Below are 18,230 nucleotides of genomic sequence, written 5' to 3'. Positions count from 1 at the left end.
TGTCGTGCCCCGGCCGGTCCCATGAACAGGCGGCAGGCGCCGCGGCCCTCGCAGCGCCCCAGCCGCAAGCGCGGCAAGCAGGTACTGCAGTCGTGACATGGGAGGGCAGCGGCCCCGCAGGACCTCGGCGGAAGTGGACCCGCCCTCCTTTGGCAAGTCCTGGACCCGGGGACAGGCCTTGCGGGAGTCGTACTCCGTATGGCCAAGCGCGGGCACTCCACGGCGCAGGGGCGTCCCTCCGGGAACCCCCAGCACCATTCCGGCCCCACCCTCTCCCGCTGACCGCGGGCCTGGGGAGTGCGAGTGACGTCTGACTAGACCTCGTCCCAGTCCAGATCACCGCACAGGACGCGCAGGCGACCGTCCTGCCAGTAGGCGACCGACACCGTCACGCACATCCTGGCACCGTGCAGGCTCAGGTAGGGACGCGTGGTCTGGACCTCGCCGACGGTCTCGACCGCGCGGCGGAAGTACGGTCGACGCGCCCAGCGCGCATCGCCGGCACGCTCCATCGGCAGGAAGCGCGGGTCGATCGCCGCCGGGCCCGAGGCCGGCACCGCGCGGGCACCGATCTCGCGGCCGTCGTCATCGAGCAGATAGGTCATCTGCGCGCCGTCCAGCTGGAGGAAGGAGCGGCAGGCCTCGGCCAGCGGCCGCCCCTGCTGCACCGCCTGCAGCGACAGCGCGAGCGCCGTGCGGAACGGCGTCAGCCGGTCCAGGTGGTCGCGCCGCAGCTGCGCCTGGCGTTCGTTGAACAGGCTCCAGACATCCTCGAGCGCGGACACGCCCGCCCCGTCGCGCAGGAACGGCGCCGGATGCCCGAAGGCAAAGCCCTGCACCAGGTCCACGTCCGCATCCATCGCGAGCTGCGCGTCCTCGACGGTCTCGATGCCCTCCAGCAGGACCAGCGATCCGCATTCGTGCAGCAGCGCCACCATCTGCGACAGCACCCGCGCCATGCGACGCGACCCGCGCGAGCGCATCAGCAGCGAACGGTCCAGCTTGACGATCTCCGGCCGGATCCGCCAGATGCGGTCGAAGTTCGAATGCCCCACGCCGAAATCGTCCAGCGCCAGCAGGCAGCCGGTGGCGCGGGCGGCCTCGACCGCTTCCTCGAAGCTGTCGTCGCGCGCCATCACGGCCTCGGTGACCTCGAAGACCAGGCGATGCGTGGGCAGGCCCAGCTGATGGACCACCTCCACGGCGCGCGCCAGCATGCGCACCTGCAGCGCCGCATGCATGAAGACGGCCGGATGGATGTTCAGGAAGAGCCAGCAGTCCGGCTGCCGCTGCGCGACGAAGTTGTGCACGTGCAGAAGCCGGCACAGGCGGTCCAGCCAGATCTGCTGCTCGAAGTTGCCGACACCCTCGAAGGCGGTGACCGGGGTGATCGGGCGGCCGCGTTCGTCCTCGACCCGGATCAGGCCTTCGTAGCCGACCGGCCGGCGGTGCGGATAGCTGTAGACCGGCTGGAACGCGCTGGTCAGCCGGTAGTTCTGGAAACTGCCGACCCAGCGGCCACGTTCCTCGCCGATCGCGCCATACAGCGCCTCCAGCATGCCTTCGACCTCGGCGTTGTCGTCGCCGCTGCCTGTCCCGTGATCCATTCGCCCGACCCCAACGTTGGAGGCGCCCCAGTCCCGCGACCGCAGCGCCGTGTTTGTCGCCGATGCTACGCCTGCGACCCGCCGGCCGGCATGGATAATGCCCTGATGCCCCGGAGTCTAGGGGAGGCCCATGCTGATCCAGTTCTTCTACACGCTGCGCGCCGCCAAGCTGCCGGTCTCCGTCAAGGAGTACCTGACCCTGCTCGAAGCGATGAAGGCCGGCGTGCTCGACGACACCGACATCGGCGGCAGCGGCCCGACGGTGGACAAGTTCTACGCGCTCGCCCGCACCTCGCTGGTCAAGGACGAGGCGCTGTTCGACAAGTTCGACCGCGCGTTCGCCGCCTACTTCAAGGGCGTCGAGCTGATGGGCGACCTGTTCAAGGCGCTCCCCCAGGACTGGCTGACGAAGCAGCTCGAACGCGAACTGACGCCCGAGCAGTTGGCGCAGCTGAAGGCGCTGGACTGGGACGAACTGATGGACACGCTGCGCCAGCGGCTCGAGGAACAGCAGGAACGCCATGAGGGCGGCAGCCGCTGGATCGGCACCGGCGGCACCAGTCCCTTCGGCAATGGCGGGGCGAACCCGCGCGGCGTGCGCATCGGCGGCCCCGGCGGCCAGCGCAGCGCGGTCAAGGTCTGGGACCAGCGCGCGTACAAGGACTACGACGACAACATCGAGCTGGGCACGCGCAACATCAAGGTGGCGCTGCGCCGGTTGCGGCGCTTCGCGCGCGAGGGTTCGGAACTGGAACTCGACCTCGACGACACCATCCACAAGACGGCCGCCAACGCCGGCATGCTCGACATCCGGATGATCCCGGAGCGCCACAACAAGGTGAAGCTGCTGCTGCTGATGGACGTCGGCGGCACGATGGACGAACACGTGCACCGCGTCGAGGAACTGTTCTCCGCGGTCAAGAGCGAGTTCAAGCACCTGGAGTTCTTCTACTTCCACAACTGCGTCTACGACTTCGTGTGGAAGAACAACCGTCGCCGCTTCGCCGAGAAGACCTCGACCTGGGACCTGATCCACAAGTACAACCGGGACTACAAGCTGATCTTCGTCGGCGACGCCACGATGAGCCCCTACGAGATCCTCCAGCCCGGCGGCAGCGTCGAGTACAACAACGAGGAAGCCGGCGCCGAATGGCTGCAGCGGCTCACCGCCCATTTCAACAAGCACGTCTGGATCAATCCCGAACCGGCCGGGGTCTGGCAGTACCGCCAGAGCATCTCGCTGATCCAGCAGTTGATGCAGCAACGCATGATGCCGCTCACCATGGGCGGCCTCGAACAGGCGATGCGCGTGCTCAATCGATGACGGCGACGACCCCGACGTTCCCGGTGACTCGATGGCTGCGGCGCGCGCTGCCGATCTTCACGATCGGCGCGGCGCTGGCGCTGCTGGGCGGCTGCTCGCTGCTGCCCACCGATCGCAAGGCGCAGGTGAAGGTGGCCGCGACCGAAGAGGCCGACGCGAACAACCCGTACGTGACCAGCACGCGCAAGATCTCGGCCTACGAGCTGACCATCGAGGCGCCGCCCGAGCTGCGCTCGCTGCTGATGGAACACCTGGACCTGGCACGCTTCCGCGACACCCCGGAGGACATGCGCCTGACCGCCGGCGAGTTGCGCCGGCTCGCCGCCGTCGCCCCCGAGCAGGCGACCAAGCTGCTAGAGACCGCCGGCTACTTCAACGCCAAGGTCCGCACCGAGGAAGTGGGCGACCTGTCCGACGGGGTGCGCAACCTGCGCCTGATCGTCGATACCGGCCCGCGCGCGCTGGTCCGGCAGATGGACCTGCGTGTGGAAGGGCCGTTGAAGACTGCCGCCGAGCGCGGCGACAAGCTCGCGACCGCGCTCGACCGCACGCTGACGCAGAGCTGGCTGCTGCCGCCGCAGACCGGCTTCAGCCAGGGCGACTGGGCCGCCGCCAAGAACGCGCTGCTGACGCGGGCGCGGGCGCAGGGGTATCCGCTGGCCCGGATGACGCACAGCGAGGCCGTCGTGCAGGCCGACGACAACCAGGTCGACATCGCCGTCACGCTGGAGAGCGGGCCGCTGTTCACGCTCGGCGAGCTGACCGTCGAGGGCCTGAACCACCAGCCCGAGGAAAGCGTGCGCCGGCTGGCCGGCTACCAGCTGCACCAGCCCTACAACGAGAAGCTGCTGCTCGACTTCCAGGAACGCCTGGTGGGCACGCAGCTGTTCGACAGCGCCAGCGTCGAGATCCAGCCCGAGAGCGTCACCCCGCCGCCCGGCGCCGAGACGGTCGAGGTGCCGGTGACGGTGAAGATCCGCGAGGCCGCGCGCCAGCAGGTGGTGCTCGGTGTCGGTTACCGGACCGTCGACGGTCCGAGCACCAGCATCGAATACACGCACCGCAAGCCGTTCGGCCTGAACATCCGCGAGCGCAGCAAGCTCGAGCTGTCGCGCGTGCGCCAGGCGCTGGACACGGAAATCAGCTCGCACCCGCAGCCCAACATGCAGCGCAGCCTGGCGCTGGTGAAGGTCGAGCGCATCGACGACAACGACCAGGTCAACCTCAACCTCAGCACGCGCTTCGGTTATGCGAAGGAGACCGAGCCCGAGGACCGGCTGACCTATGTCGAGGTGATCCGCGCCTGGGAACACAAGCCCGACCTCCCGACGACGGTGGCCGGCGCGGTCTCGCTGAACCAGCAGATGACGTGGCGGCGGCTGGACTCCCGCGTGCTACCGACCAAGGGCTGGAGTGCCACGGCCACGGTCGGCGGCGGCTGGGCCGACAGCTCGGCGGAGAAGAACGGCCCGTTCGCGCGGGCGACGGGCAAGATCTACTGGTACTCGCCGCTGTCGGGGCGCTGGCTGTTCTCGACACGGCTCGAGGGTGGTCAGATCCTCGCGAAGGGCAAGCTCGGCCTGCCCGAGGCGCTGCGCTTCCGCACCGGCGGCGACGACAGCGTGCGCGGCTACGGCTACAACGACCTGGGGCCTGTGAACTCGACCGGCGCGCAGACCGGGGGCGCGTGATGCTCAACGGCAGCGTCGAGGTCTCGCATCCGCTCACCCCGCGCATCCCGCAGCTGATGGGCGCCGTGTTCATCGACGCCGGCCAGGCCGCGCAGAACTGGGGCGACTACCACCCCGCCTGGGCCTACGGCACCGGCCTGCGCTACCGCAGCCCGGTCGGCGTGCTGCGCTTCGACTTCGCCAAGGGCAACCTGGTCGACAAGTGGCGCCTGCATTTCAGCGTCGGCATCAACCTGTAATCCGATGAGCGACCCGCGCGACGATCTCCCTTCGCCAGCGTCTGCGGACGCCGCGCCTGCCGGCGCGCCCGTGCCACCCGTGCCGCCCTCCGGCCCCGCCGCCGCAGGATCGGCAGCCTCAGACCCCGCGCCGCGCCGTCGTCGTCGTCGCGGCCGAGGCCTGCTGTGGGTGCTGCTCGCGGTGCCGGTGCTGATCGGCCTGGTCGTGCTCGCGCTGACCTGGGCGCTGAAGACCGAAGGCGGCACCGCCTACGTGCTGGCCAAGGTGCCGGGCCTGTCGCTGCAGAACGCGCGCGGCCGGCTGCTGGGCGATTTCGACGTCGACCGTGCCGAGCTCGTCCTGCCCGGCACCGAGGACCGCATCGTCCTCGAACAGCTGCAATGGCGGAACGTGCGCCTGGTCTGGAACCGTTCGCCGCTGCTGTGGGGCGAGGTCCGGGCGGACCGGCTCGCGATCGCGCGCCTGCGGGTGCAGGTCGCGCCCAGCGCCTCGGCCGAGCCGGCCAAGCCGCCGCTCAGCCTGCTGTCGCCGGTCGCGATCACGATCGCCGATCTGGAGATCGGCGAGGTGTTCGCCCCCGGACTGACGCAGCCGCTGCACGGCCTCCGCGGCAGCGCGTCGCTGGGCACGGAAGGCGGCAAGCAGCACGCGATCACCGTCAAGTCGCTGGGCTGGCAACAGCTGACCCTCGCCGGCGAAGCGCGGATCGCGACACAGGACGACCTGAAGCTCGCCAGCCGCTGGACGCTGAGCCAGCCCTCTGGCGACCTGCCGTGGACGGCGCCGTTCCAGCTCGACGGCCCGATCGCGGACCTGACGTTGAAGGGCTCGCTCGAAGCGGCGAAGCAGCGGCTGCAGGTACAGGCGCGCCTGCAGGCGTTCGCGCCCTTCCCCGTCGCGCAGCTGGAGACGCAGGCGAAGGACCTGGACCTCGCCGCGCTGCTGCCCGGCACCGACGGCGTGCCGCACACCGGTCTCAGCGGCAAGGTCACGATGACGCCGAACGCGGACAAGTCGCTCAGCGTCAAGGCCGACCTGGACAACAGCGCCGCCGGCCGCCTCGACCGGGATCGACTGCCGCTGCGTCAACTGCAGCTGGACCTGCTGCTGGATCCCTCGAACTGGACCCGGCTGCGCCTGCCGCGGCTGGATGCGCTGGTGGCCGGCGGCGGCCGGCTGCAGGCGGTGGGCCAGACCAGCCAGGCCGACGGCAGCGTGCTGACGCTCCGGCTGACAGGTCTGGACAGCCGCCAGATCGACGCGCGCTGGCCCGTGGTCCAGGCGCGCGGCGAGCTCAAGCTCAGCACGAAGGCCAACCTCGTGAAGGCCTCCGCGGACCAGTCGCTGCAGGTCGAAGGCGATCTCACCGGACAACTCGGCCAAGGCAAGCTGCAGGCGCCGCTGGCGGTGACGCTGGCCGCGGAACTGCGCACCCAGTCGATCGACCTGCAACGCCTTCAGGCGCGCTCGGGCCCCGCCACGCTGAACGCCGAGGGCGAATTCACGCTGAACGAGGCGCTCGACTTCGCGTCGGGCTGGAAGACACGCGTGGAAGCCTCGGTGCAGGGCCTGGATCCGCGCCGCCTCAGCCCGGCCCCGTTGCCCGACGGCGCCGCGCCCCAGGCGCTCAACGGCCGACTGAAGGCCGCGCTGCAGTCGGTGCGCGGCAGCCTGTGGCCGCAGGGCAAGGCCGAACTCGATCTGCAACCCAGCCAATGGCAAGGCCTGCCCCTCAGCGGACAGGTCCGGTACAGCCGTAACGGCACCGCGGCGCCGGACCTGCTGGCCGACCTGCGCCTGGCCGACGCGACGCTGCAGGCGCGCAGCCGCATCAACGCCGCGGCCCGTCGCGAGCAGGTCGACCTGTCGATCAACGTGAATGCCCCCAAGCTCGCCAGCCTGCAGCCGATGCTGCGGGCGCAGTTCCCGCAGGCGACGATCGTCGGCAGCGCGCAGGCGCAGGCGACCGTCGTGCTGGTCCAGCCGGGCGCGCGCCAGGCGCAGTACGGCAGCGACGGCAAATGGCAGGTGCAGGGCTTCGGGCTCTCCGGCGTGCCGGGCCTGCCGGCCAACTCCGGGAGCCGGCCGGCGCTGCAGCTCGACAGCGCCTCGGGCCAATGGACGCTGTCCAGCCTCAAGGACGCCAAGCTCGCGTGGACCACGCAGCTGCGCACCCTGCGGCTGCCGCAGCAGAGCATGCGGCTCGACGAACTGCAGCTGGAGCTCTCCGGCAGTTGGGCGCAGCACCGCCTGACGCTGACGACGCAGGGCCAGGTGCCGCTGCCGCCGGTGCTCACGCAGCCGACGCCGACGAAGGTCGTCGCGCGGGCGCAGGCCGCGAGCGCGAACGGTTCCGCCCTGGCGCAGACGGTGCCGCTGGATCCTCAGGGGGCACGTGCCCGGCTCGCGCTGGACGGCACCCTCGAAGCCGACCCGCTGCAGGCCTGGCGCCAGGGTGGCGTTTGGCAGGCGCGCGGGTTGACGCTCGCGCTGGAGGCCAGCCAGCAGCCCACGCCGCTGCTGAAGGCCGGACCGCTGGCCCTCGCGCTGCGCTTGGATCCGGGGCTTGATCCACGTCAGGCGACGCTGGCGCCGGGACGGATGGAACTGCTCGGCGCCGGCCTGCGCTGGGACCGGATGATGTGGCAGAGCTCCAACCAGCCGCACCTGCCCTCCGGCGAGTGGGACGTGCAGGCCGTGATGGAGCCGCTGGCCGCCGCGCCGGTGCTGAACAAGCTGCAGCCCGACTTCGGCTGGGGCGGCGACCTGCAGATCGAAGGCCGGTTCAAGTCGCGGCGCGACGCGCGCGGCCTGACCGTGGACGCGATGATCGAGCGCACCAAGGGCGACCTGACCGTCACCGACGAAGTCAGCACCCAGCGGCTCGCGCTCACCGACCTGCGCCTGGGCGTGCTCGCGGACCAGGGCGTGTGGCACCTGGTGCAGGGCGTGGCCGGCGAGAACATGGGCGCCATCGGCGGCGCGGTGACCTTCCGCACCGCCAATGCGCACGCGCTGCCGACGCCGGGCGCCAAGCTCGAGGGCGGCATCGAGGCCAAGGTCGACAACATGGGCAACTGGGGCCCGTGGCTGCCGGCCGGCTGGCGCCTGGGCGGCAGCCTCGCGGCGACGCTGAACTTCGGCGGCACGCTGGGCGCGCCGGAGGTCCGCGGCCAGGCCGGCGCGCAGAAGCTGTCGCTGCGCAACCCGCTGATGGGCGTGGACATGCAGCAGGGCGAACTCGCGCTGACGATGAGCGGGCGCGAGGCCAAGCTCGAGAAGTTCACCGCGCGCGCCGGCAACGGCACGGTCAACATGGACGGCACCCTGCGCTTCGGCGCGCAGCCGAGCGCGGAGCTGTCGCTGAAGGCGGACACCTTCGCGCTGCTGCAACGGGTGGACCGGCGCGTCGTCGCGACCGGCGCCGCGCAGCTCAAGGCCAGCGCGCAGCTGCTGGACCTGAAGGGGCAGTTCGTCGTCGTCGAGGGCCTGTTCGACTTCTCGCGCGGCGACGCGCCGCAGCTCGACAGCGACGTGCAGGTCGTGCGCCAGAACGCGCCGCCCAAGGCCGTCGACGGCAGCGGCAAGCCGATGCGGCTCAAGCTCGATCTGGACCTGGACCTCGGCCGGCGCCTGCAGCTCAAGGGCTACGGCATCGACACGAAGCTGCGCGGCCTGCTGCATCTGGCGCAGGACGGCCAGCCGCGGCCGCAGATGACCGGCGAGGTCCGCAGCGAGGGCGGCACCTTCAACGCCTACGGCCAGAAGCTGGTCGTGGAGCGCGGCATCTTCAGCTTCGTCGGACCGTTGGACAACCCGCGGCTGGACGTGCTCGCGATCCGGCCCGACATGGAGAACGAGACCGTGCGCGTCGGCGTGACGGTCACCGGCACGGCCAGCAGCCCGCGGATCAAGCTCTATTCCGAGCCCGACCTGAGCGAGACCAGCAAGCTGTCGTGGCTGGTGCTGGGGCGCGCGCCGGACAACCTGGGCCGCAGCGACACCGCGCTGATGCAGCGCGCCGCGATGGCGCTGATCAGCGGCGACGGCGAGAGCGCCAGCGACAAGCTGATCCACAACATCGGACTGGACGAGCTCTCGTTCAGCGGCGAGGGCGACGATGCGCGCGGCACCGTGGTGCGCCTGGGCAAGCAGGTCAGCCGCAACGTGTTCGTCGCCTACGAGCGCGGCCTGAATGCGACCACCGGGTCGTGGCAGGTGATCTACAAGCTCGCCCAGCGCTTCACGCTGCGGGCGCAGGCCAACGAGTACCAGCAGGGCCTGGACGTGATCTGGCAGTGGAAGTGGGAGTAGCGGCGGCAGCCGCGCTTTCTTCCATGCGAGAATCCGCCGCTTTCGCGGACAGGGCCCACCCGGGCCGGTTCACGCGGGCTCTCCGTAGTTCAATGGATAGAACGGCCGCCTCCTAAGCGGCAAATACAGGTTCGATTCCTGTCGGAGGGACCAACGCTTCGCGTTGGTTCCGGCGCCTCCCGGCGCTGTTCAGTGCTCATCGCTTCAGCACGATCGTCACCAGCGCCGACGCGTCCACGACGCCGGTCACCGCGTGCACCACGCCCCCTTCGAGATAACACAGCTGCCCGGCGCGCAACGCCTGGCGCTGCTCCGCGCCGTCGCGCTGGACGCTCAGCTCGAGTTCGCCTTCCAGGCAGTGCAGCGTGATCTCGCCGTCGACCTTGTGCGGCGGCAGCGACTTGCCCTTGGGCAGGACGATGCGCATCACTTCCAGGCCTTCCGACTTGAACAGCGCGGAAGAAGGCGTCGTGGTCAACGCGGCACCCAGCGGCGCGACGTCGACGGGCTGGGCGGGGGCGGCATGCGGCAAGGCCATGGAACTCCTCCTGGTGGGCGGGCGACTGCGGCACGACAAGGTCGTGCCGCGGCTGGCGTTGCATCGATCATGGCACCGACCGTGCCCGATCGCACCCCTGGTCCGGCCACACCCTGCCGGAAGTCATTCCCCGGTCACCAGCCGTTGCCACGGCACACCCGGAATGCGCGCAAGATGCGCGCGATACGCGTAAATGCGGGGTAAACCGGCGGTTGATGCCGGGCCGGGTTTTTGCCGGACACATATACTGGGAACGCCTTTGTTCCGTCCCGCGCAACGGGGACGGACCATGCGGCGCCAAGCAGCCAGGCTGTACTGATTCAAGGTTTTTCATCATGGGCGCCAAACTGAAAGTCGCGGGCTGGGTCGCATTGGGTGCGATGGCCGGTGTCATGACGACGATGCAGCTGCAGGCCAATGCCCGCAGCACCACCAGCCCCCTTCCGCTCGAGGAACTGCAGCAGCTCGCCGCCGTCTTCGGGATCGTGAAATCCGACTACGTCGAATCCGTCGACGAGAAAAAGCTGATCAACGATGCCATCTCCGGCATGGTCAGCGGCCTGGACCCCCACTCCCAGTTCTTCGACAAGAAGAGCTTCAAGGAATTCCGCGAAAGCACCTCCGGCAAGTTCGTCGGCGTCGGCATCGAGATCGGCATGGAAGACGGCCTGGTCAAGATCGTCTCGCCGATCGAAGGCAGCCCCGCCTTCCGCGCCGGCCTCAAGAGCGGCGACCTGATCAGCAAGATCGACGAGACCGCGGTCCGCGGCCTGACGCTCGACCAGGCGGTCAAGAAGATGCGCGGCGAGCCGGCCACCAAGGTCACGCTGTCGATCTACCGCAAGTCGGAAAGCCGCACCTTCCCCGTCACGATCAGCCGCGAGGAAATCCGCGTGCAGAGCGTGCGCGCCAAGCTGGTCGAGCCGGGCTACGCCTGGGTCCGCGTGAGCCAGTTCCAGGACCGCACCGTCGAGGACTTCACCCAGAAGCTGGCCGAGCTCTACAAGCAGGACCCGAAGATCAAGGGCGTCGTGCTGGACCTGCGCAACGACCCGGGCGGCCTGCTCGAGGGCGCGGTGGCGATCTCCGCGGCCTTCCTGCCCAAGGGCGTCGAGGTCGTGTCGACCAACGGCCAGCTCGCCGAATCGAAGGCCAGCTACCGCGCCGATCCGGACTTCTATGCCCGCCGCGGCTCCGGTGACCCGCTGCGCCGCCTGCCCGACGCGATCAAGAACGTGCCGATGGTGGTGCTGGTGAACGAGGGTTCCGCCTCGGCCAGCGAGATCGTCGCCGGCGCGCTGCAGGATCACAAGCGTGCGACCGTGATGGGTCTGCAGACCTTCGGCAAGGGCTCGGTGCAGACCGTGCGTCAGCTGGGCCCGGACACGGCGGTCAAGCTGACCACCGCCCGCTACTACACGCCGAGCGGCCGCTCCATCCAGGCCAAGGGCATCGTGCCGGACATCCCGCTGGACGAGACCGCCGAAGGCAACGTGTTCGCCGAGCTGCGCATGCGCGAGGCCGACCTCGAGAAGCATCTCCACGGCTCGGACGAGAAGACGGAAGAGACGCGCTCCAAGGAACTGGAGAAGATCCGCGAGGAACGCCGCCAGAAGCTGGAAGCCGACTACGCCAAGCGCGCCGAAGCGCCGAAGCCGCTGCCCGAGTTCGGCAGCGCCGAAGACTTCCCGCTGCGTCAGGCGCTGAACCAGCTGCAAGGCAAGCCGGTCGCGGTGTCGAAGGTCGCGCAGGAACGCAAGGCCGAAGCGAAGACGGAATGATCGAAGCCGGCGAAAGCCGGTTCCGCAAAGACAAACGCCCGATGCTTGCATCGGGCGTTTTGCTTGGTGGGTGCTGAAGCGCTGGGCTGAGACCGCCCAACTTCGCTGGGCCAAGCGCGGGCTCTCCACGCATCAGGGGGCATCCCTCCGGGAACCCCCAGAAGCATTCCGGCCCCACCCCCATCAGCAGACTTCAACGGCTTGGGGCGGAGGACTGCGGGGGAGTCTTCTGGTGCTTCAATGAAAAACGCCCGATCGTGATCGGGCGTTTGCCTGGGGCACTGCGGCGTCAGCCGGTGGTGCCGTTGCTTTCTTCCGCTTCGGCGTCCGGGGCCTTCGAGTATCTCGCGAAGGCATTGGCGGCCCAGAGGCCCACTTCGTAGAGCAGGCACATCGGGATCGCGAGCGCGAGCTGCGAGACGATGTCCGGCGGCGTGATGACCGCCGCGATGACGAAGGCCAGCACGATGAAGTAGCCGCGGAACTGCTTGAGCTGCGGGACCGTGACCAGACCCATGCGCGCCAGGACCACCACCACCACCGGCACCTCGAAGGCCGCCCCGAAGGCGATGAACATGTTCATCACGAAGCCGAGGTAGGCCTCGATGTCCGGCGCCGCCGTGATGCTCTTGGGGGCGAAGCTCTGGATGAAGGTGAAGACCTTGCCGAACACGAAGAAGTAGCAGAACGCCACCCCCGCGAAGAACAGCAGCGTGCTCGACACCACCAGCGGCATCACCAGCCGCTTCTCGTGCGAGTAGAGGCCCGGCGCCACGAAGGCCCAGACCTGGTACAGCACCACCGGCAAGGCCACCAGGAAGGCCGCCAGCAGCGTGATCTTCAAGGGCACGAGGAACGGCGAGAGCACGTTCGTCGCGATCATGGAGCTGCCCTGCGGCAGGTGCGACACCAGCGGCACCGCCAGCAGGTCGAAGAGACCGCCGGGACCGGGCCACGCGCACAACACCCCGAACGCGACGGCGACCGCGAGCAACGCCCGGATCAACCGGTCGCGCAGCTCCATCAGGTGGGACACAAAGGGCTGTTCGGTGCCGGCCAGTTCGTCTTCTTGGGGGCTGCTCATGGGGCTCGGCGGGAAGGACGGAAGCGCGCCACGCGGGCCGCGCCGGATTGGGCGTGGCGACGCACGCCCTGCTGCTGCTTGAACCAGACCGGCGTGGCGCCCCGCTTGAGACGCCAGTTCTTCTTGGGACGCTCGTAGACCGGCACCGGGCTGCCGTAGCCGCCGATCGTGCCGTCCGCGTTCGTGCCGTCCACGGACAGGTCGGACCAGGTGGACTGCAGCGACTGGTTCGCGGCGTCCATCTGCTCCTGCACGCTGGACTGCACGTCGTTGACGGCCGTCTGGAACTGGCCCTTCATCTTCTGGAGTTCCTCCAGTTCGATGGACCGGTTCACTTCCGCCTTCACATCGGACACGTAACGCTGCGCCTTGCCCAACAGCGTGCCCACGGTGCGGGCGACGCGCGGCAGGCGCTCAGGGCCGAGCACGACCAGCGCCACGGCGCCGATCAGCACCAGCTTGTCAAAGCCGAAATCGACCATGCGGGCCGCGCTCAGTTGCGCGTCTTGGCGTCGACGTCGACGGTGTTCGGATCAGCCGCCTTGTTGGCGTTGGCCACCTGCTGCGGCGGCGCGTCGGACGAGGTGCCGTCCTTCATGCCGTCCTTGAAGCCCTTGACGGCAGCACCCAGGTCGCCGCCGACGTTGCGCAGCTTCTTGGTGCCGAAGACGGCGATCACGACGACCAGCACGATCAGCCAGTGCCAAATACTCAAACCACCCATGACAATCTCCAGAGTCGGAAGCCGAAATTCTACGGTGCGCGCATGACAGGCATGTCGGCGATCAATGCCCGTCCATGACCGCATCAGCGGCTTATGGACCTGTCGCTACCCGCTGAGCGAACACCAGCAGCGGAAAACCGGCGCAGCGGCGCTCGTTAAATGAGGCTGGCGCTCAGCCTTTCAACCAGGGACGCGGGCCGCCGACGGCATGCATGTGGAGGTGGAACACCTCCTGGCCGCCATCCGACCCGGTGTTGATCACGGTCCGGAAACCATTCGTGACGCCGAGTTCCTTCATCAGCTTCGGCACCAGCACCGACATCTTGCCCAGCAGCGGCGCGTGTTCAGGTTGCAGCTCGGCCATGCTGGCGATGTGCTGCTTGGGGATCAGCAGGAAGTGCACCGGCGCCCACGGGTGGATGTCGTGGAAGCCGATCACGTCGTCGTCCTCGTAGACCTTCTTCGCGGGGATCTGGCCCTGGACGATCTTGCAGAACAGGCAGTGGGGGTCGTGGCTCATGGTCGGAGACGGTGGGATGCGGTCAGGACAGGGTCAGAGCGGCATGGGCCGGCGGTCGTTCATGGCCAGCCAGCCGCGCACGATGCGGTAGAGGAACCAGATCGAGATCAGGCACCAGGCGATCCAGCCGGGAACGACCAGCAGGAACCACAGCGGGATCGTGATCACGTACAGGATGCCGCACCACAGCACGCTGCGCAGCCGCCAGGAGAAGTGCGTGGCCTGCCAGGTGCCGGCGGCCTCGTCGCGCTTCACCAGGTCGACGATCACCGCGACGATCAGCAGCACGATGCTGGCCTGCACGCCGGGCAGCAGCGCGCCGATCGCGACGACCGCGTGCAGCGCGTAGCTGATGATGCCGATGGTGCGCAGGCTGGCTTCGCGCTCGGGATCGAGCACAACGTCGGGCGACTGCGGTTCGAACGTCTGGGTCATGCGGTCTCCTTCATGCGGCCTCTTGTGAAGCGGGGGCGGGGCTTCGGCGGGCGAATTCCTCGAGGCCGGACAGGCCTTCGCGGCGGGCCAGCTCGGCCAGCACCTGCTCGGGTCGCAGGTCGAAGGCGGCCAGCGCGACGATCGAATGGAACCACAGGTCGGCGACCTCGTAGACCACCTTGTCCGGCGCGCCGTCCTTGGCCGCGAGCACGACCTCGGTCGCTTCCTCGCCGACCTTCTTCAGGATCTGGTCCAGGCCCTTGGCGAACAGCTTGGCGACGTAGCTCTTGTCGGGATCGCCCTCGGCGCGGCGCTGGGCGACGACGTCGCCCAGGTGCGCCAGGACGTCCGTGCCGTTCAGCGGCGCCGTAGCCGGATCAGTCAGCGGGGCCGTCACCGCAGGCGACGGGCTGTCGGGCGGGAAGACCGAGTCCAGTGAATCAGGCGTGGGAGAAGTGGCCATGTCGCTCAAGCCTTGTAGATGCTGGCCGGGTCCTTGAGGACCGGCTCGACCGCCGTCCACTGCCCCTTCTCCAGCTTCTGGAAGAAGCAGCTGTGGCGGCCGGTGTGGCAGGCGATGCCGGGCTCGTGGCCGTGCTGCGTGACGCTCAGCAGCACGACGTCGTTGTCGCAGTCCAGCCGGATGCCGTGGACCTGCTGCACATGGCCGGACTCCTCGCCCTTGTGCCACAGCCGCTGTCGCGAGCGGCTCCAGTAGACCGCCTCGCCGACCTCGGCGGTGCGGCGCAGCGCCTCGCGATTCATCCACGCGAACATCAGGATGTCGTTCGAGCCCTGCTCCTGGGCGATGACGGGCACCAGCCCGTCACGGTCCCACTTGATCTGATCCAGCCAGTCCATCGCGGCAGTGTAGTCCGCGGTCGCTGCGGCGGCATCGGTCACACCGTCGGTCGTGCCTTCAGACGACATGGGTCGCCCCGACGTGGAAGCGCTCGGCGGCGAACCACTGCAGCACCGGGATCGTGCCCGGCAGCACCGGCTGCACCTGCACCGGCAGGTGCTGCCAGCTCATCGACTGGCCTTCGCGCATCTCGAACTCGCCGTGCCACTCGTACACCTTGCAGAAGTGCAGGCGCACCTTGGCGTGCGGATACTCCATCAACTCGATCTTCCAGGGCTGCGCGGCACCGATGGTGATGCCGAGCTCCTCGTGCAGCTCGCGGCGCAGCGCCTGCTCCACCGTCTCGCCGGCCTCGAGCTTGCCGCCGGGGAACTCCCAGTAGCCGGCGTAGACCTTGCCCTCGGGACGCGAGGTCAGCAGGAACTCGGTCTCGCGGCCATTCGGCTCGCGGCGCACCAGCACGCCGACGGCCACGTCCACCGGCACGCGATCGCTCGCGGCGGAGGGGCTGTGCGGGTTCGCGGATTCGTTGTTTTCAGTCATGGGTTGGTCAGACATGGTCGAGGCCTTCCGGCACATCGCCGTCCCGGGCCGGCGCGGAGGTCCCTTCCGCGGCGCCGCCGCGCCCCGCCAGATCGCGGGCGAACTGGTAGGCGACGCGCCCCGAGCGCGATCCACGCTCCAGCGCCCAGACCAGCGCCTCCTGGCGCGCAGCCTCGATGCGGGCGGCGTCCAGGCCGAAATGCGTCAGCCATTGCGCGACGATCGCCAGGTACTCCTGCTGGCTGAAGCTGTAGAAACTGATCCACAGGCCGAAACGTTCGGACAGCGAGATCTTCTCCTCCACCGCCTCGCCCGGATGCACCTCGACGTTGCCGTCGCGCTCCGAGTAGGTGGAAGCCAGGTTGTCCTTCATCTGTTCGGGCAGCAGGTGGCGGCGGTTGCTGGTCGCGTAGATCAGCAGGTTGTCGGTGGCCGCGGCGACGGAGCCGTCCAGCATCGACTTCAGCGCCTTGTAGCCGGCCTCGCCTTCGTCGAAGCTGAGGTCGTCGCAGAAGATCACGAAGCGCTCGGGCCGGTCGGCGACCAGGTCGGCCAGGTCCGGCAAATCGACCAGGTCGCCCTTGTCGACCTCGATCAGGCGCAGGCCCTGCCCGGCGAATTCATTGAGGCAGGCCTTGATCAGCGAGCTCTTGCCGGTGCCGCGCGCGCCGGTCAGCAGCACGTTGTTGGCGGGTTGCCCCTGCACGAACTGGCGCGTGTTGCGCAACAGCCGGTCCTTCTGCGGCTCGACCTCCTTGAGGTCGGCCAGCCGGATCGCGGACAGGTGCTTCACCGGCTCCAGCCGGGCGCTCGCACCGCGCTTGCGGTAGCGGAAGGCCACGGCCGCGTCCCAGTCGGGCGGCGTCAGGGGCTGGGGCAGCACGGCCTCCAGGCGGTTCAACAGCGCGTCGGCGCGCCGCAGCAGGGCATCAAGGGCGTCGGACATGACGCCGAGTGTAGGTCGCGGCCCGGGGCGTTCCGGGCGGTTGGCATCGCGAAAGCTCAGGCGAGCATTCGCATCGCGGCATCCAACTGTTCGGTCGGCAGGCGCTTGAAACCGGAGCGCGCGTAGCGCTGCAGCCGGCCGATGATGAAGCTCACCAGCACCGAGGCCTGCGCCTGCGCCTCGACGGTCGGCGTGGTCGAGCCCGAGGCCTCCGCGGCGGTGCGCAGTCCCTGCCGCAGCGCCGACTCGACCTTGTCGAAGAACTGGTTCATGCGCGCGACCAGGCGCTCGTTCTCGTAGACCAGCGCGTCACCGACCATCACGCGGGCCATGCCCGGGTTGCGTTCGCCGAACTGCAGCAGCACCGCGACGATGCGCTGCGCCTGCGCCAGCCCGTCCGTCTCGCGTTCGGCGATCTGGTTGAGCAGCGAGAAGATGCTGGTCTCGATGAATTCGATCAGGCCCTCGAACATCTGGGCCTTGCTGGCGAAGTGGCGGTAGAGCGCTGCTTCGCTGACCTCCAGCCGCGCCGCGAGCGCGGCCGTGGTCACGCGTTCCGCGCCGGGCTGCTCCAGCATGCTGGCCAGCGTCTGGAGGATCTGTACCCGGCGCTCGCCCGGCTTGAGCCGCTTGCGTGGCAGCTCCGCCGGCTTGGCAGCGGCAGAGTCCGGGGTGTCCGAGGAGCTGGGGTGCATGGAGGGGGCCGAAGTGTGCGGCGATTCTGTCACAGCCGGAACGTCGCCTTGACGCCCATGCCGGACGGCGTACGCCGCCCCGACCCCTTCGCTCAGTCTCTCAGCCAGCCGAGCCGGCGCGCCTCGTAGATCGCCTCGACCTTGGAGCGCACCTGCAGCTTGCGGTAGGTGCGTTTCACGTAGGTCATGATCGTGTGCGGGGACACGTTCATGAACTGCGCGATCTCGTCGAAGGTGAAGCCCTTGGCGGCGAGGTGCAGCACGCGCGATTCCTGTTCGGACAGCGCGACCACCTGCTCGTCCACCAGCGGCATCGGGGCCGAATCGCCGAAGCCGCGCGGATGCGCGCCCGCGCCCTGCGGCGCCAGGCGCAGCAGCAACCGGCGCGCGATGACCGGCGAGATCGGGCTGCCGCCCGCGCGCAGCGAGCGCAGCTGGCCCGGCAGGTCCAGCGCCAGCGAGTCCTTGAGCAGGTAGCCGGTCGCGCCGGCTTCGATGCTCGAGAGCACGTGCTGCTCGTCGCCGAAGACGGAGATGACCATCACCTCGCACTCCGGCGCGACGTGGGCCGCGTGGCGGATCAGTTCGATCCCGCTGCCGCCGGGCAGGTCGAGATCGACCAGCAGCACGTCGGGACGCGTCTGGTCGAACATCTTCCGGCCCTGCTGGAGATCGGTGGCCATGCCGACCAGACGGATGTCCGGCGCTTTCTCAAGGGCATGGGCGAACGCTTCGCGGAAACGAAGCTGATCCTCGACGATCAAGACGCTGAAAAGTGACATGCAATCCCTCACGGCCTGTGGAGCCGTTTCGTGGCGCATTCTGGGATGTCGCGTGTTTCAGCGGCAATCCCCAGCTTGCAGTGGTATGACCTTCGACCAAGCCCGATGGTCGGCGGGTCAGCCAAGGGCAAGCAGCGATCCCGC

Annotated in this window: 16 protein-coding genes, 1 tRNA gene and 1 pseudogene; 5 read left to right on the top strand and 13 right to left on the bottom strand. The window is 69.0% G+C overall.

The window, feature by feature from the left end; genetic code table 11:
- Positions 1-314: 314 nt before the first annotated feature.
- A complete protein-coding gene (locus ACQ859_RS08960) occupies positions 315-1,607 on the bottom strand; it encodes an EAL domain-containing protein (protein ID WP_431265482.1) in 1,293 nt (430 codons plus the stop codon).
- Positions 1,608-1,737: 130 nt separating this feature from the next.
- Here ACQ859_RS08960 and ACQ859_RS08955 point away from each other — a divergent pair, with 130 nt between their 5' ends.
- The 4 genes and pseudogenes from ACQ859_RS08955 to ACQ859_RS08940 all read left to right on the top strand — a co-directional run bounded on the left by ACQ859_RS08955 (position 1,738) and on the right by ACQ859_RS08940 (position 9,329).
- Positions 1,738-2,931 (top strand): vWA domain-containing protein, encoded by a 1,194-nt coding sequence (locus tag ACQ859_RS08955; protein ID WP_431265481.1) that lies wholly within the window; start codon positions 1,738-1,740, stop codon positions 2,929-2,931.
- Positions 2,928-4,861, top strand: a pseudogene (locus tag ACQ859_RS08950) (autotransporter assembly complex protein TamA). Before ACQ859_RS08955 ends, ACQ859_RS08950 begins: the two are co-directional and overlap by 4 nt.
- A gap of 4 nt (positions 4,862-4,865) precedes the next feature.
- Complete coding sequence (locus ACQ859_RS08945) at positions 4,866-9,176, top strand: translocation/assembly module TamB domain-containing protein (RefSeq protein ID WP_431265480.1); 4,311 nt, start codon at positions 4,866-4,868, stop codon at positions 9,174-9,176.
- A gap of 78 nt (positions 9,177-9,254) precedes the next feature.
- A tRNA-Arg gene (locus ACQ859_RS08940) sits at positions 9,255-9,329 on the top strand.
- Positions 9,330-9,372: 43 nt separating this feature from the next.
- On the opposite strand, the gene ACQ859_RS08935 is transcribed toward ACQ859_RS08940, so the two are convergent.
- On the bottom strand, positions 9,373-9,714 hold the full coding sequence (locus ACQ859_RS08935) for a cupin domain-containing protein (protein ID WP_431265479.1): 342 nt from the start codon (positions 9,712-9,714) through the stop codon (positions 9,373-9,375).
- 335 nt (positions 9,715-10,049) lie between these two features.
- On the opposite strand from ACQ859_RS08935, the gene ACQ859_RS08930 reads away from it, so the two are divergent.
- Positions 10,050-11,495, top strand: a complete 1,446-nt coding sequence (locus ACQ859_RS08930) for a S41 family peptidase (protein WP_431265478.1) — start codon at positions 10,050-10,052, stop codon at positions 11,493-11,495.
- 289 nt (positions 11,496-11,784) lie between these two features.
- Here the strand turns inward: ACQ859_RS08930 and tatC are convergent, their stop codons facing one another.
- The 11 genes from tatC to ACQ859_RS08875 all read right to left on the bottom strand — a co-directional run bounded on the left by tatC (position 11,785) and on the right by ACQ859_RS08875 (position 18,086).
- Positions 11,785-12,579: a twin-arginine translocase subunit TatC gene (gene tatC, locus ACQ859_RS08925; protein WP_431258867.1), complete on the bottom strand. Its 795-nt coding sequence runs from the start codon at positions 12,577-12,579 to the stop codon at positions 11,785-11,787.
- Complete coding sequence (gene tatB, locus ACQ859_RS08920; RefSeq protein ID WP_431265477.1) at positions 12,576-13,061, bottom strand: Sec-independent protein translocase protein TatB; 486 nt, start codon at positions 13,059-13,061, stop codon at positions 12,576-12,578. The genes tatC and tatB overlap by 4 nt, the downstream gene beginning before the upstream one ends.
- A gap of 11 nt (positions 13,062-13,072) precedes the next feature.
- Positions 13,073-13,303, bottom strand: coding sequence for a Sec-independent protein translocase subunit TatA (gene tatA / locus ACQ859_RS08915; protein ID WP_431048334.1), 231 nt, complete (start codon positions 13,301-13,303; stop codon positions 13,073-13,075).
- Positions 13,304-13,475: 172 nt separating this feature from the next.
- Positions 13,476-13,823, bottom strand: a complete 348-nt coding sequence (locus ACQ859_RS08910; protein ID WP_431258869.1) for a histidine triad nucleotide-binding protein — start codon at positions 13,821-13,823, stop codon at positions 13,476-13,478.
- A 33-nt stretch (positions 13,824-13,856) separates the two neighbouring features.
- Complete coding sequence (locus ACQ859_RS08905; protein ID WP_431265476.1) at positions 13,857-14,258, bottom strand: DUF4870 family protein; 402 nt, start codon at positions 14,256-14,258, stop codon at positions 13,857-13,859.
- A 10-nt stretch (positions 14,259-14,268) separates the two neighbouring features.
- Positions 14,269-14,643, bottom strand: a complete 375-nt coding sequence (locus ACQ859_RS08900; protein ID WP_431266499.1) for a phosphoribosyl-ATP diphosphatase — start codon at positions 14,641-14,643, stop codon at positions 14,269-14,271.
- An 83-nt stretch (positions 14,644-14,726) separates the two neighbouring features.
- Entirely contained in the window at positions 14,727-15,119 is a 393-nt protein-coding gene (gene hisI / locus ACQ859_RS08895) for a phosphoribosyl-AMP cyclohydrolase (RefSeq protein ID WP_431265475.1), read from the bottom strand.
- A gap of 58 nt (positions 15,120-15,177) precedes the next feature.
- Positions 15,178-15,663 carry an NUDIX domain-containing protein gene (locus ACQ859_RS08890; protein ID WP_431266498.1) on the bottom strand — a complete coding sequence of 162 codons (486 nt, stop codon included), beginning with the start codon at positions 15,661-15,663 and terminating at the stop codon, positions 15,178-15,180.
- A 7-nt stretch (positions 15,664-15,670) separates the two neighbouring features.
- Positions 15,671-16,609: an ATP-binding protein gene (locus tag ACQ859_RS08885; protein ID WP_431265474.1), complete on the bottom strand. Its 939-nt coding sequence runs from the start codon at positions 16,607-16,609 to the stop codon at positions 15,671-15,673.
- Between the two features lie 56 nt (positions 16,610-16,665).
- Positions 16,666-17,304 carry a nucleoid occlusion factor SlmA gene (slmA, locus tag ACQ859_RS08880; protein WP_067276753.1) on the bottom strand — a complete coding sequence of 213 codons (639 nt, stop codon included), beginning with the start codon at positions 17,302-17,304 and terminating at the stop codon, positions 16,666-16,668.
- Positions 17,305-17,396: 92 nt separating this feature from the next.
- Positions 17,397-18,086 (bottom strand): response regulator, encoded by a 690-nt coding sequence (locus ACQ859_RS08875; RefSeq protein WP_067276757.1) that lies wholly within the window; start codon positions 18,084-18,086, stop codon positions 17,397-17,399.
- Between the last annotated feature and the right edge of the window lie 144 nt (positions 18,087-18,230).

The organism is Roseateles chitinivorans (genome assembly GCF_050632235.1).
GTDB classification, from domain to species: domain Bacteria; phylum Pseudomonadota; class Gammaproteobacteria; order Burkholderiales; family Burkholderiaceae_C; genus Roseateles; species Roseateles chitinivorans_A.
Note: the sequence above shows the minus strand (reverse complement) of the source record. Positions and strands in the feature narration are given on the sequence as shown.

Coding starts and splice junctions, on each gene's coding strand:
- ACQ859_RS08960 (WP_431265482.1), bottom strand. CDS start 1,607: ATGGATCACGGGACAGGCAGCGGCGACGACAACGCCGAGGTCGAAGGC.
- ACQ859_RS08955 (WP_431265481.1), top strand. CDS start 1,738: ATGCTGATCCAGTTCTTCTACACGCTGCGCGCCGCCAAGCTGCCGGTC.
- ACQ859_RS08945 (WP_431265480.1), top strand. CDS start 4,866: ATGAGCGACCCGCGCGACGATCTCCCTTCGCCAGCGTCTGCGGACGCC.
- ACQ859_RS08935 (WP_431265479.1), bottom strand. CDS start 9,714: ATGGCCTTGCCGCATGCCGCCCCCGCCCAGCCCGTCGACGTCGCGCCG.
- ACQ859_RS08930 (WP_431265478.1), top strand. CDS start 10,050: ATGGGCGCCAAACTGAAAGTCGCGGGCTGGGTCGCATTGGGTGCGATG.
- tatC (WP_431258867.1), bottom strand. CDS start 12,579: ATGAGCAGCCCCCAAGAAGACGAACTGGCCGGCACCGAACAGCCCTTT.
- tatB (WP_431265477.1), bottom strand. CDS start 13,061: ATGGTCGATTTCGGCTTTGACAAGCTGGTGCTGATCGGCGCCGTGGCG.
- tatA (WP_431048334.1), bottom strand. CDS start 13,303: ATGGGTGGTTTGAGTATTTGGCACTGGCTGATCGTGCTGGTCGTCGTG.
- ACQ859_RS08910 (WP_431258869.1), bottom strand. CDS start 13,823: ATGAGCCACGACCCCCACTGCCTGTTCTGCAAGATCGTCCAGGGCCAG.
- ACQ859_RS08905 (WP_431265476.1), bottom strand. CDS start 14,258: ATGACCCAGACGTTCGAACCGCAGTCGCCCGACGTTGTGCTCGATCCC.
- hisI (WP_431265475.1), bottom strand. CDS start 15,119: ATGGACTGGCTGGATCAGATCAAGTGGGACCGTGACGGGCTGGTGCCC.
- ACQ859_RS08890 (WP_431266498.1), bottom strand. CDS start 15,663: ATGACTGAAAACAACGAATCCGCGAACCCGCACAGCCCCTCCGCCGCG.
- ACQ859_RS08885 (WP_431265474.1), bottom strand. CDS start 16,609: ATGTCCGACGCCCTTGATGCCCTGCTGCGGCGCGCCGACGCGCTGTTG.
- slmA (WP_067276753.1), bottom strand. CDS start 17,304: ATGCACCCCAGCTCCTCGGACACCCCGGACTCTGCCGCTGCCAAGCCG.
- ACQ859_RS08875 (WP_067276757.1), bottom strand. CDS start 18,086: ATGTCACTTTTCAGCGTCTTGATCGTCGAGGATCAGCTTCGTTTCCGC.